Source organism: Acinetobacter sp. GWC1_38_13, from assembly GCF_001767535.1.
In the GTDB taxonomy this organism is placed as follows: domain Bacteria; phylum Pseudomonadota; class Gammaproteobacteria; order Pseudomonadales; family Moraxellaceae; genus Acinetobacter; species Acinetobacter junii.
The window spans coordinates 1-12,470 of the sequence record NZ_MELG01000053.1; the positions used below are offsets into that span (position 1 = coordinate 1).

The window sequence follows — 12,470 nt, forward strand, 5'->3', positions numbered from 1 at the left end:
AGTCAAAGGATCTGTGCCAGGCGCGCGACCTAAGCCTAAATCAAATCGATTGGGGTAAAGTGTTGCTAGGGTACCAAACTGTTCAGCCACAACGAGTGGTGCATGATTAGGTAGCATAATGCCACCAGAGCCTAAACGAATATGTTGCGTGTGTGCGGCGATAAAACCTAAAAGAACAGCGGTAGCGGAACTTGCGATACCATCCATATTATGGTGCTCAGCTAGCCAAAAACGTTCATAATTTAGTTGCTCTACATGTTGTGCGAGTTCAAGTGCATGGTGAAGTGAAAACTCAATACTTTTATCTTCGCGAACAGGTGCCAGCTCCAAAACTGAAAACTTTATCTCTTGTAATGATTTCATCGATATAACCTAAAACAATATATCGAAATAATACGATATATTGTTTTTGATGTATATTGAAATTTTTCGATATATTACCTCAATAATAAAAAAGCACCCGAAGGTGCTCATATTAAATATTTAAAATCAACGATTTTTGTACCAACCACGGTGTAAACCATTGTCGTGACGGTATTTGTAACGAGAGTTGTAATAACGTCTATCATCGTATGAGCGACGATTTTCATAGCGGTCATCATATCTACGATTGTCTAGATCACGATCTTGACCTACTTTTTGACCTAAAACAGCACCACCTGCAGCACCTAGAGCAGCACCTACATAACCGCCATTGGTTCCTGCAACATTACGTCCTACAGTATAACCACCTACACCACCTAATCCTCCACCAATAGCAGCTTCAGTTCGATCGCGTTTATTACTTGACGCGGCTGCACCACCTGCACCACCAATCGCTGAACCAATCATAGCTCCAGTATTGCCACCGAGTTGTTGACCGATTGCAGTTCCAACAACACTACCCAGTGCTGAAGTCGCGGCAACACGAGTTGAATTATCCGCATGAGCAACAGACAGCATAGATGAGGTTGCAATAATAGTACTGTATAACCAAATTTTAGATTTCATACTGAAACTCCTTGTCCATTTTTTGGGACAATATTTTTGCTTGAAACAAATGTAACAAGAATTTTGAGCCAAAATATGGAGTGCAAGCCTCAGAGTTTGATTCTTTTAGAAGGGTTTTGTATTGCTTGTATTACAAATGGAGAAATTGTGAAGATTGCCTATATCGGATATACATACAGTTCAACATACAGCAGTATGGGTAAGGAATAGAGTACAATAAACGGAGTTTTTGATCGGATTTAAAAGATGTTGTTGGAAAAAATTTTGCAATCGCAAGGGTTTGGTTCTCGAAAATACTGTCAACAAATTATCAAAAATGGTTCAGTGACGATTGAAAACCAAATTTGTGATAATCCGAAGCAAAATTTCCCAACAGAACATTTAAGTTTTGAAGTTTTTGGCGAAGAGTATTTATTTCGCGAGAATGTTTATATCGTGTTAAATAAACCTAAAGGTTATGAGTGTTCTCACCAAGCAACGCATCATAAAAGCGTATTCAGTTTATTTCCCGAAATTCTTCTACATCGTGGTATTCAATGTGTTGGGCGGTTAGATCAGGATACAACAGGATTATTATTATTAACTGATGATGGTCAATATTTGCAAGCTTTGACCAATCCGCGTAAACATGTTCCAAAAGTTTATCATGTCACAACAGCAGACCCTATTACACAAGAGCAAAAACAGGCTTTAGAACAAGGTGTTGAGCTGAGAAATGAAAAAGGAATTTACGCTGCTACGGATGTTCATTTATTTTCTGAACATCAGCTTTCTATGACGATTCACCAAGGCGTCTATCATCAAGTTAAGCGAATGTTAGCTGCAGTTGGGAATAAGGTGGAAGATTTACATCGTCATCAAGTTGGTTTATTTGAATTGCCAAAAATTCCAGAGGGTGAGTGGCTGTATTTATCTGCTACACAAAAACAGCTTAGTCATAATATTGCACTGGAAAAGTAATTATTTGAGGAAGCAATGAAAGGTGTTGAACTCATCATCCCGCATAAAACCCATTTGCTCATAAAGTCTATGAGATTCAATATTATTTTTTTGAGTTTCTAAACTAATGCGTAAAGCATTTTCGTGTCTTGCAAATAAAATAGCGGTGTCGATGAGTTGTTTTGCCGAACCTTGTTTACGGTAGGATGGGGTTACATAGACATCATCCAAAATATAGTAGGTTTCACAAGCAACTGATGAGAACGCAAGATAAAGTAAGACAAATCCTGTAAAGACATTATCTTTTACGTGAATAAAGATAACACTTTCCTTATTGTCAAATCGGTGCTTCAAAAATTGGTAGGATTGCTTAATGTTTGCAGAGGCACCATAAAATTGACGATATTCATCAAATAAAACAGCAAGTTGCTCTAGGTCTTCACGTGTTGCTCTCTTGACAATCATTCCTAAATCCATGAGTTATAATTTTATTTGGATTGTCAGAATATCTAAAAAGATTCAGCTTAAAAATTAAAAACTTGTTTAAAAATGCAACATTGTTAACTTTTGTCACTTTCACCAAGCAAAGCATTTAGTTCTTCAAACAAATCTTCATGGTCATCTTCTAAGTCTGTAGATGTTGAATGATCAGCGGTTGTAGCATTTTTTGATTTTCTTAATTTGAGTAACTGTTCCATGTTGATGTTTTGGTTTTCAATCGCAAACGGGATAGATTTTGTCAAAACGACTTGTTTGAAGAAAAGTCGAACTGCTTGAGCAGGGGAGATACCTAACTGCTTAAAAACAGCAAAAGCTTGTTTCTTTTCCTGTGAATCAAGACGAACCTGATAAACTTCTGTTTTTCTCATGAAAAATATGACCAAATATTTTTTAATTATCGCTAGGTATTTTAAACGATCAAAAGCTAATTTCAATCGTTTTGAGTTGAAATAATGCTTTTTTTGTCATTACGTCATACTTACAATGTCAATTCATGGTTGGATCTAAAAATTCTTTGTAAATTACTGATCGGATCAATAAAACTAATTTCTTTTGCTAACAGTTGAAGTGGATGATTAAAGTCATCGTCTGCTTTGTGTAGCACGGTTGGATAAAAAGGATCATTTAGAATAGGAACATTTAGATGGTTGAGATGCACCCGAAGTTGGTGTTGTTTTCCAGTTTTGGGTGAAAGTTGATATTTAGCATGTTGGAAATTATGTTCAAGTAATTCTATAAAAGTTTCAGTATTTGCTGTTTTGTTATAATTCACTCGCATGGTGTAGAAAGGATGACCTTTTTCCATGTGTAATTCCAAAGTCATTGGAAATTTGATTTCTGGTCGATATGCAGCGATAGCATGATAAGTTTTTTGTACTTTTCGTTCGGCAAAAAGTTGCTGATAGATTCCGCGTGATTCTGCTTTCTTACAGAAAAGCACTACGCCTGCAGTTTCACGATCAAGTCGATGTATTGGTGTTAGTTCAGCATATCCCGTTTGTTTTTTAAGTCTTACCAATAATGTTTCTTGAACGTATTGACCCGTTGGAGACATCGTCAGGAAATGTGGTTTATCCACGACAAGCAAATGTTCATCTTCAAATAGAATTTGATGCTCAAATGGCACATGTATTTCATGTGCCAGAAAACGATAATAGAAAATAAAAGTATTGGGCGTATATCTATCTCGAATACTTAATTTCATACCGTCTGATGCATAAATTAATCCATCCTCAAAGCGTTGTTGCCACTCTATTGCTTGTATATGAGGGAATTGAACACATAAGTATTCAAAAATAGTCAATTCAGAGACATCATTGGGTAGAAAGACTTTACTGGCACTAACACCATTTATTAACGGAGGAGTAAATAGTGATTTTGCAGCTTTCATCATAAGATATTAAAGTAGGTAATTTAAACTGAAGGATGTGGGTAGATATTGTGTTTATTTTTAATGCTGTCATAGCATTCAATACACACTACTGCCATTTGGTTGAAATTACGAAATACATCAGACATTTCTTGTTCTTGTGTAAAAACATATTCACATGCTAAACACCAACCTTGAGGATTGGTTCGATCTGAAACGTTTTCAATAAATCCTAATGGATGTTCATGATTTTGAACTAAATGCCCACATATGACAGCAGCATAGTTTTGACCGTGGCATGCACAGTCAATTAATAAAGCTTCAGAAGACATATTGATCCTTTAATTTTTGAGATCATAATTGCATTAAAATGTAGCAGCTTTTCTTTACGGATTAGGCTTTAAAGCAGGGCAATGTTATCATAGCTGCCATCCCAATTTTGTTTTATTTGCCATGTCGTATTCAATGAAATTTACCCTAAATCATGAACAAGACACTCAACGTTTTGCACAAGTCTTATCTCAGCAGATTCGTTCAGGCATTATTTATTTGATTGGTGATCTAGGTGCTGGTAAAACTACTTTCACACGCTATTTTCTTCAGAGTTTGGGGCATCAAGGTTCTGTAAAAAGTCCGACATATACATTGGTTGAGCCTTATACCATCAATGGTCAAGAAGTTTTCCATTTTGATTTATACCGATTAGATGATCCATATGAATTAGAGTTAATGGGTATTAGAGATTATCTTGAAACACCAAATGGGTTATTTTTATTTGAATGGCCATCAAAAGGTGGTGATGAAATTCCACAGGCTGATGTTGTTATTGATATACAAAAATCAGATGATGAGTTAACTCGTTTTGTGACATTAGATGTAAATTCACAGCAGCTAGCCGATACTTTGCAGGAACAATTGCATGGTGCATGATTCAATACGTCGTATTCATACTCTTGATGCCGCACTAGCGAACCAAATTGCGGCAGGTGAGGTAATTGAGCGTCCTTCATCTGTAGTAAAAGAATTATTAGAAAACTCAATTGATGCTGGTGCGACTGAGTTGATTATTCGCGTAGCTCAAGGTGGCTCAACACTGATAGAAATCATAGATAATGGTCATGGTATTCATTCAGATGATTTACCTTTGGCTGTAATGCGCCATGCTACGAGTAAAATAAAAACTTCTGAAGATCTTCATGCAATTGTCAGTTTAGGTTTTCGTGGGGAAGCGCTTGCATCGATTGCTGCGGTGTCACGTTTAACATTAACCAGTAGTCAAGATGAACAAGGAATTGGCTATCAGGTCGAAGTGAATGGTACTGCGTTTGATCATCAACAAGTTCAAGCTGTCGCTGCACAGAAAGGAACACATATTCGTGTGCAAGATTTATTTTTTAATGTACCTGCGCGCCGTAAGTTTTTAAAGAAACCAAGCACTGAATTTGGTCATATTGAAGAAATAGTTCGCCGTTTGGCTCTGACTCATTTTGATATTCGTTTTGTTTTAGAACACAACGACAATATTCGCCTGAATTTACCCGTCGCAGATAGTGGAGAGTTACGCTATCAACGTGTTCAACAACTATTAGGTCAACAATTCATTCAAAATGCGTATTGGATAGATGCTGAAAGTATCAATATGCGTTTGTCAGGTTGGTTAGGTCATCCATCTGATGCACGTGCTCAAGCAGACTTGCAATATGTGTATGTAAATGGTCGTATTGTAAAAGATAAAACAATTTCACATGCTTTAAGAATGGCTTATGACGGGATTCTGCATGGTCATCAGCATTCTTCGTACTTACTTTTTTTAGAAGTTGATCCAGAAAATATTGATGTAAATGTACATCCAACGAAGCATGAAATACGTTTTTTGAATCAGCGTGAAGTTCACGAGTTTGTGCGACACTATGCAAAAGAAACCTTGTCACAATTTCAAACTGCAAGTGCTGATTTAGCCCAAGCGATGAAAGTGGAAGAATCCACAACAAATTTTAATTATCAATCGCAACCTAAGTACCAAGAACAATTTAATTTACATCGTAATCATGTTGAAACTGAATCCTCAATAAATGATCAAAATCAGATTTCAACTGATTTACTCACAGAGTTTAAACAAAGTCGTCCACAGGCTGTGCAATATAATTCAGTACCGCAAGAACCTCGTTACAATGGTTCAGTTCAACTCAATAATGCACTAAAAACTTATCTAGCTCCTTTACGAGATGAGAAAACATCATTTGAGCATGAAGATACTTCATCTGTGAAAAATGGTGACCTAGAGGGATTTAAAACTCGAGTAGACGAATTTCCACTCGGTATCGCAATTGCACAGCTTCATGGAATCTATATATTAGCTCAGAATACTGAGGGTTTAATTATTGTTGATATGCATGCCGCGCATGAACGTATTTTGCTGCAACAAATGAAATCAGCATGGGATAAACCTGAATTTTGGACATCACAGCAACTCTTAATTCCAAAAGTTGTTTCTATCACCCGTATACAAGCCGTGCGAATTGAAGAATTACAACCTCAATTACAGCGTTTGGGTTTAGAAATTAACCAATATGGTGATGAGCAAGTAATTGTACGTGGTGTACCTGCCATTTTACAAAAAGCTGACTTTGATCATCTGATTCCAGAGCTGTTAAATGATCTTGATCCAAATGATGAAGCAAGAGGCTTATTGCAAAAACGTGATGAACTTTTAGCAGGAATGGCATGTCATGGTGCTGTTCGTGCACATCGTCAATTGAGTTTATCAGAGATGAATGCCTTATTACGTCAAATGGAACAAACTGAATTTGCGAGTCAATGCAACCATGGCCGTCCAACGTGGCGTGCATTCCCACTTCACCAACTAGATAAATTATTTGCTCGAGGAGAGTAGTTCTACATGTCAAATCAATTGCCCGTCATCAATTTAATGGGGCCTACCGCAAGTGGTAAAACAGCATTGGCATGTGAACTTTATGAGCGTGGAAATTTTGAACTAATTTCAGTCGATTCAGCTTTAGTTTATAAAGACATGGATATTGGTACTGCAAAACCAACTAAAGAAGAGCAGGAACAATATCCTCATCATTTGATTGATATTATTACACCATTAGAAGTTTATTCTGCAGCGCAATTCGTCGAGGATGTATGTCCACTGATTGATGATATGCACAAGAGAGGCAAGACCCCGATTTTAGTGGGTGGCACGATGCTTTATTTCAAAGCATTGATGGAAGGGCTTGCAGATAACTTACCTAATGCAGATGCTAAAACGCGGGAAGAAATCGTAGCAAAAGCGGAACAAGAAGGCTGGCAAGCAGTTTATGATGAATTAGTTGCAGTTGATCCAATTGCAGGGCAGAAATTTAAAGTCTCGGATAAACAACGCATTATTCGTGCGCTCGAGGTGTATAGATTAACTGGCGAGCCGATAACAAAACTACAAGCAGAACAACCTAAAAATCAACCATACCGTTACACTTTTCATAACTACGCTTTGATGCCTGATCGGTTAGAATTACATAAACGCATTGAGCAAAGATTGAGCAAAATGTGGGATATTGGTTTTTTGAATGAAGTGGAGGAGCTAATTGTTAAATACGATTTAAATGACAATTTACCATCCATGCGGTCTGTTGGTTATCGTCAAGCTTTAGATTTTTTATTAAAAAGTGACTTAAGTCTCAAAAATAAAGTAGAAATGGAGAGCAAAGCGCTATTTGCGACACGGCAACTTGCCAAACGTCAATACACTTGGTTACGTTCTTTGCAAGAAATACACGATTTTAAAACTTACGTGACGATAAAGCAGGCGAAAGAAGACTTGCGAAACTTCTTTGGATAAAGCAAAATTCGCAGGCTGTCTTTTTATAATTTTTAGTTGAAAAATAAAGATAGTTTTTTTGCGCTGATTTAAAATTTTTTTTGGAGTTAAAAATGTCTAAAGGTCAAACTTTACAAGATCCGTTCTTAAATTCTCTCCGTAAAGAACGTATTCCAGTTTCTATTTTCCTTGTGAACGGTATTAAATTGCAGGGGCATATTGAGTCTTTTGACCAATATGTTGTTTTGTTAAAGAACACTGTAAGCCAAATGGTTTACAAACACGCTATTTCTACAGTTGTTCCTGCGCGTAACCCTCGTCCAGCTGGTGCTCAAGGTGCTGGTGGCTTCCCAGCTCAAGGTGCTACAGGTGGCTTCGGTGGTCAAGGTGCTGCTGGTGGCTTCGGTGGTCAAGGTGGCGGCTTCGGTGGTCAAGGTGGCTTCGGTGGTCAAGGTGGCGGCTTCGGCGGTCAAGGTGGCTTCGGTGGTCAAGGTGGCTTCGGTGGTCAAGGCGGCTTCGGTGGTCAAGGCGGCTTTGGTAGCCAAGGTGGCTTCGGTGGTCATCAAGGTGGCTTCGATAGCGAAACTAAATTCGAAGATGGTCAAGAAGACGAAAATAATCGTTAATTGATAATGATCGTTAAGAAAATGCCAGTCTAATTTCAGACTGGCATTTTTTGTGTTTAAAAAGTCAGAATAAATATTATGGAAATGATTATTGCTGCTGCGTGTTGCAGTGTACTGGTATCGATTTTATTAAAGTTTTTAAAAACAAAAGGGTTTGATGTCTTTCAAATGATCGCATGGAATTATTTGAGTGCAAGCATCTTATGTTTTTATTGGTTTAAAACTGACATCACACATATCTCAATTCAGAATACTCCTTGGTGGCTTATTTTTCTTTTAGCTATTTTACTCCCTAGCATTTTCTTATGCTTAGCTAAATCATTGCAATTTGCTGGAATTCTTAAAACTGAAATAGCCCAAAGATTATCAGTTGTACTTTCTTTACTTGCGGCCTACTTTATATTTTCAGAACAATTTAGCCAGTTAAAATTAATTGGTGTCGGTGTTGGGATAATCGCAGTCTTCGCTATTATTTTTGGACAGGCGACTGAGAAATCGCTTAAAGGCACCAGTGTAAGATCAGCGCTTTTCCTGTTAAGTGTTTGGGCTGGATACGCTGCAATTGATGTATTGCTTAAATATAGCAGTACTTTAGGGCTGCAGTTTGCAGTGACATTAAATTTAACATTTATAGCTGCATTTATTTTATCAATAGGCTATCTCGCATTTGCGCAACCAAATTGGCAACCTAAAAATATATTTATGGGTCTACTTCTTGGTGGGGTAAATTTCGCGAATATTGCCTTGTATGTAAAAGCACATATGATTTTTAAAGAGTCACCTGCAATCGTATTTGCTGGAATGAATATTCTTGTCGTAATGTTAGGTGTAGTTAGTGGCGTAGTGTTCTTTAAAGAAAAACTAACTACTTACACATGGATTGGTTTATTTGCTGGAATATTTGCAGTGCTGTGTTTAGCTAAATCAATGATGAATTAAGGGAGCTTTGACTCCCTTAAATAAAAATTATAAGCGAGTGAATACGACTTGATCTGGCAGTCGAGATTTAGGCAATTTTGCATTAAAGTCATTTTCACTACGATAACCTAGAGAAACAACAACGGATGCCTTTAAACCTTTTTCAGCTAATCCAAATTCTTGATTGATAGTATCTCGATCAAAGCCTTCCATTGGGGTTGCATCAATTCCTTCTAATCCTGCAGCGAATAGTAGTTGCCCAAGTGCAAGATAAGTTTGATTTTCCATCCAAGCAGAGAGATTTTTAAGTTCATTGCGATAAAACTCAACATAGCCTTTACGAGTATCTCGTTGCCCTTGTTTTGCGGTTTCATCTTTGAAGCGACCATTTAGTTCATCTTGTTGTAGTAATTGTTCTAAGTATTCAGCGCTGATATCAGTACGAGTACAAAATACAAGAGTATGCGAAGAATTTAAAACTTTTGCTGAATTATAAATATAATTACCAGTTAGGGCCTTCGCAATTCTTTGTTTCGCCTCATCGGTTTCAGCAATTAAAAAGTGCCAAGGCTGAATATTTACTGAAGAAGGGCTAAAACGCAGAACTTCGAGTAGTTTTTCAAATTGTTGTTGTGGAATTTTTTTCTCTGCATTATATGCCTTTGTTGCATAGCGTGTTTTGGCAGTAACTAGAACATCCATCCGTCTTTAACTCAATTAGAAATTTTAATGATTTTACTTGATATTAATTACATCGAAAGTAGCTAAATGTGATTTTTTATAGAGATTTAAGTTTTACGAACGGTGAATAAGTTAGTCAAAAATATTCTACGTATTTACTCGATTAATATGACCATTTTTTGAAATCGAGCTTAAAGTTTTCTTGCTCATTTATCTCAAGTATCCAAGCCGTATCTTCACGCCAATCACCAAGGACAATACGCTTTTTATTGATAATTTCGTGAATTTCAGGGCGATGGGTATGACCGTGGATTAAGAAATCTACTTGATGAATTGCATTTTCAACGGCATACAGATTCACATCCATAATGTCATAACTTTTTAGTTGTTTAGTTTCACTACTTTTTTTACGAAAACCATTGGCAAGTTTTTGTCTAAAATTTAAAGGTGTGCGTTTTAGAATGCCCAATAAGACTGGATTACGTATCACTTTGCGAAAACGTTGATAAGCAACATCATCAGTACATAAAGCATCGCCATGTTCGAGGCGAAACTTCCTATGATTAATTTCTAGAATATAAACATCAGGTAAAAGCGTAGCATTAAATAATGCTAAAAACTTCTTACCCAAAACAAAATCTCGATTTCCAACTTGGAAATAAACATGATTATTCGCAGCTGTGAATTCTTGTAAGGTTGTAATAATTTCATCTAGCCATGGGGCACCATAATCATCACCAATCCAAGCATTAAACCAATCACCTAAAATATAGAGTTGAGTGTTTTTATTTTTATATTCTTTTAATAAAGCCAAAAACCCTCGAACGAGTCGAGGGTGATCAGGTGACAAGTGTAAATCTGAAATAAACAGATAAGTCACAAAGAATCCTGTTGGATAAAATTATTCAGAGATAATTTTAGCAGATTCGATAACTACATTCTCTAAAGGAACATCAGCATGATAACCACGGTTACCAGTACGCACACCTTTAATTGTAGCTACAACATCCATACCTTCTACAACTTTACCAAATACTGCGTAACCCCAACCTTGTGCTGTTTTACCAGTGTGGTTTAAGAAAGAGTTATTTTTTACGTTGATAAAGAATTGAGCTGACGCAGAATGAGGAGCTTGCGTACGTGCCATAGCAATTGTGCCTTCATCGTTGCTTAAGCCGTTGTCAGCTTCATTTTCGATAGAATCACGAGTAGCTTTTTCTTTGAAGTTTTCGTCCATGCCACCGCCTTGGATCATGAAACCATCAATCACACGGTGGAAAATTACGCCGTCATAGAAACCGTCACGTACATATTCTAAGAAATTTGCAACCGTTTTTGGTGCTTTTTCAGCGTTAAGCTCAAGAACAATACGACCTTTGTTGGTGTTTAATTCGACTTGAGGAAAACTCATTACATTAATCTCCTAAACATGGGCAAATTGACCATGGGTTTTTGGTTGAGAGAAGCATAAGCAAACTGTAAACTACAAGGCAAGTAAAAAACGTTAAAATCTTTGATAAAAACCAAAGTTTGCGTTTTAATTTTCTATTTTTCAACAAGCAAGAAGTGATTTACACCTTATGAAGCCAAATGATGTTGTTTCAGAACTGCCAAAGACCCCGACGAATACTCATGCCTCTGTCGATGCTGCGCAGCAAGAACAACAGGCAGGCTTAGATTTCATTCGCCAAGTAATCACTGATGATTTAAAAGAAGGTCGTACTCAGAAAGTTGTGACACGTTTTCCACCTGAACCAAATGGTTATTTACACATTGGTCACGTGAAAGCGATTTGTCTAAATTTCGGTATTGCCGAGGAATTTGACGGCTTATGTAATCTGCGTTTTGACGATACAAATCCTGATGCCGAAGATCAAGAGTATGTAGATGGGATTGCCAATGATGTGAAATGGCTCGGTTTCGACTGGAATGGTGAACCTCGTTATGCTTCTGGCTATTTTGATCAACTTTATACATGGGCGGTTCAGCTCATTAAACAGGGTGATGCTTATGTCGATCTGCAAACGCCTGAAGAAATTAGACTTAATCGCGGTAACTTTGTAGAGCCAGGTAAGAACTCACCTTATCGTGATGCGACCGTAGAAGAAAACTTAGCGCGTTTTGAACAAATGCGTAACGGTGAAATTCAGGAAGGTGGTGCTGTTTTACGTGCCAAAATTGATATGGCTAGCCCAAATGTTCACATGCGTGATCCGATCCTTTACCGTGTATTACATTCAGAACATCATCAAACAGGGGATAAATGGAAAATTTATCCAATGTATGATTACGCTCATCCATTATCTGATGCTATCGAAGGGATTACGCATTCTTTATGTACATTAGAGTTCCAAGATCATCGCCCATTCTATGACTGGATTGTTGAAAAAGTTCACTCTGATGCAGTTCCTCGTCAGTATGAGTCTTCACGTCTAAATGTGGATTATACGATCACCTCTAAACGTAAACTACGTAAATTGGTTGAGGGTGGTTATGTGAATGGGTGGGATGACCCACGTATGCCTACCGTTGTTGGTATGCGTCGTCGTGGTTTTACTCCAGAAGGTTTACGTGATTTCTGTAAGCGTGTAGGTGTGTCTAAAACGGATGGTATTGTTGATGT

16 protein-coding genes are annotated in these 12,470 nt (G+C 37.3%); 7 read left to right on the forward strand and 9 right to left on the reverse strand.

What is annotated here, in order from left to right:
• Positions 1-363, reverse strand: a 363-nt coding sequence (locus A2003_RS05455) for an MsnO8 family LLM class oxidoreductase (RefSeq protein WP_286686915.1), incomplete at its 3' end; no start/stop codon positions are given.
• A gap of 126 nt (positions 364-489) precedes the next feature.
• A complete protein-coding gene (locus A2003_RS05460) occupies positions 490-990 on the reverse strand; it encodes a hypothetical protein (RefSeq protein ID WP_004955072.1) in 501 nt (166 codons plus the stop codon).
• Between the two features lie 246 nt (positions 991-1,236).
• Between A2003_RS05460 and A2003_RS05465 the strand changes: the two genes are divergently transcribed.
• A complete protein-coding gene (locus A2003_RS05465; RefSeq protein ID WP_087540470.1) occupies positions 1,237-1,950 on the forward strand; it encodes a pseudouridine synthase in 714 nt (237 codons plus the stop codon).
• On the opposite strand, the gene A2003_RS05470 is transcribed toward A2003_RS05465, so the two are convergent.
• From A2003_RS05470 to A2003_RS05485, 4 genes are all read right to left on the reverse strand, one after another.
• On the reverse strand, positions 1,951-2,394 hold the full coding sequence (locus A2003_RS05470; protein ID WP_004912141.1) for a GNAT family N-acetyltransferase: 444 nt from the start codon (positions 2,392-2,394) through the stop codon (positions 1,951-1,953).
• Positions 2,395-2,489: 95 nt separating this feature from the next.
• A complete protein-coding gene (locus tag A2003_RS05475) occupies positions 2,490-2,798 on the reverse strand; it encodes a type II toxin-antitoxin system RelB/DinJ family antitoxin (protein ID WP_004955067.1) in 309 nt (102 codons plus the stop codon).
• Positions 2,799-2,908: 110 nt separating this feature from the next.
• Complete coding sequence (locus tag A2003_RS05480) at positions 2,909-3,823, reverse strand: pseudouridine synthase (RefSeq protein ID WP_286686916.1); 915 nt, start codon at positions 3,821-3,823, stop codon at positions 2,909-2,911.
• 20 nt (positions 3,824-3,843) lie between these two features.
• Positions 3,844-4,131, reverse strand: coding sequence for a hypothetical protein (locus tag A2003_RS05485; protein WP_004912137.1), 288 nt, complete (start codon positions 4,129-4,131; stop codon positions 3,844-3,846).
• 121 nt (positions 4,132-4,252) lie between these two features.
• Here A2003_RS05485 and tsaE point away from each other — a divergent pair, with 121 nt between their 5' ends.
• The 5 genes from tsaE to A2003_RS05510 all read left to right on the forward strand — a co-directional run bounded on the left by tsaE (position 4,253) and on the right by A2003_RS05510 (position 9,187).
• Positions 4,253-4,729 carry a tRNA (adenosine(37)-N6)-threonylcarbamoyltransferase complex ATPase subunit type 1 TsaE gene (tsaE, locus tag A2003_RS05490; protein ID WP_286686917.1) on the forward strand — a complete coding sequence of 159 codons (477 nt, stop codon included), beginning with the start codon at positions 4,253-4,255 and terminating at the stop codon, positions 4,727-4,729.
• Complete coding sequence (gene mutL / locus A2003_RS05495; RefSeq protein ID WP_286686918.1) at positions 4,719-6,692, forward strand: DNA mismatch repair endonuclease MutL; 1,974 nt, start codon at positions 4,719-4,721, stop codon at positions 6,690-6,692. Before tsaE ends, mutL begins: the two co-directional genes overlap by 11 nt.
• A gap of 6 nt (positions 6,693-6,698) precedes the next feature.
• Positions 6,699-7,643: a tRNA (adenosine(37)-N6)-dimethylallyltransferase MiaA gene (gene miaA, locus A2003_RS05500; RefSeq protein ID WP_286686919.1), complete on the forward strand. Its 945-nt coding sequence runs from the start codon at positions 6,699-6,701 to the stop codon at positions 7,641-7,643.
• Positions 7,644-7,735: 92 nt separating this feature from the next.
• Complete coding sequence (gene hfq, locus A2003_RS05505; RefSeq protein WP_286686920.1) at positions 7,736-8,248, forward strand: RNA chaperone Hfq; 513 nt, start codon at positions 7,736-7,738, stop codon at positions 8,246-8,248.
• 78 nt (positions 8,249-8,326) lie between these two features.
• A complete protein-coding gene (locus A2003_RS05510; protein ID WP_286686921.1) occupies positions 8,327-9,187 on the forward strand; it encodes an EamA family transporter in 861 nt (286 codons plus the stop codon).
• A 27-nt stretch (positions 9,188-9,214) separates the two neighbouring features.
• Here A2003_RS05510 and nfsB read toward each other — a convergent pair whose 3' ends face one another.
• The 3 genes from nfsB to A2003_RS05525 all read right to left on the reverse strand — a co-directional run bounded on the left by nfsB (position 9,215) and on the right by A2003_RS05525 (position 11,258).
• Entirely contained in the window at positions 9,215-9,868 is a 654-nt protein-coding gene (nfsB, locus tag A2003_RS05515) for an oxygen-insensitive NAD(P)H nitroreductase (RefSeq protein ID WP_004962856.1), read from the reverse strand.
• A gap of 142 nt (positions 9,869-10,010) precedes the next feature.
• Positions 10,011-10,727: a UDP-2,3-diacylglucosamine diphosphatase gene (locus tag A2003_RS05520; RefSeq protein WP_286686922.1), complete on the reverse strand. Its 717-nt coding sequence runs from the start codon at positions 10,725-10,727 to the stop codon at positions 10,011-10,013.
• A 21-nt stretch (positions 10,728-10,748) separates the two neighbouring features.
• Entirely contained in the window at positions 10,749-11,258 is a 510-nt protein-coding gene (locus A2003_RS05525) for a peptidylprolyl isomerase (protein ID WP_004912121.1), read from the reverse strand.
• 169 nt (positions 11,259-11,427) lie between these two features.
• Between A2003_RS05525 and glnS the strand changes: the two genes are divergently transcribed.
• Positions 11,428-12,470 (forward strand): glutamine--tRNA ligase (gene glnS / locus A2003_RS05530; protein ID WP_286686923.1); only part of this gene is annotated, 1,043 nt, incomplete at its 3' end.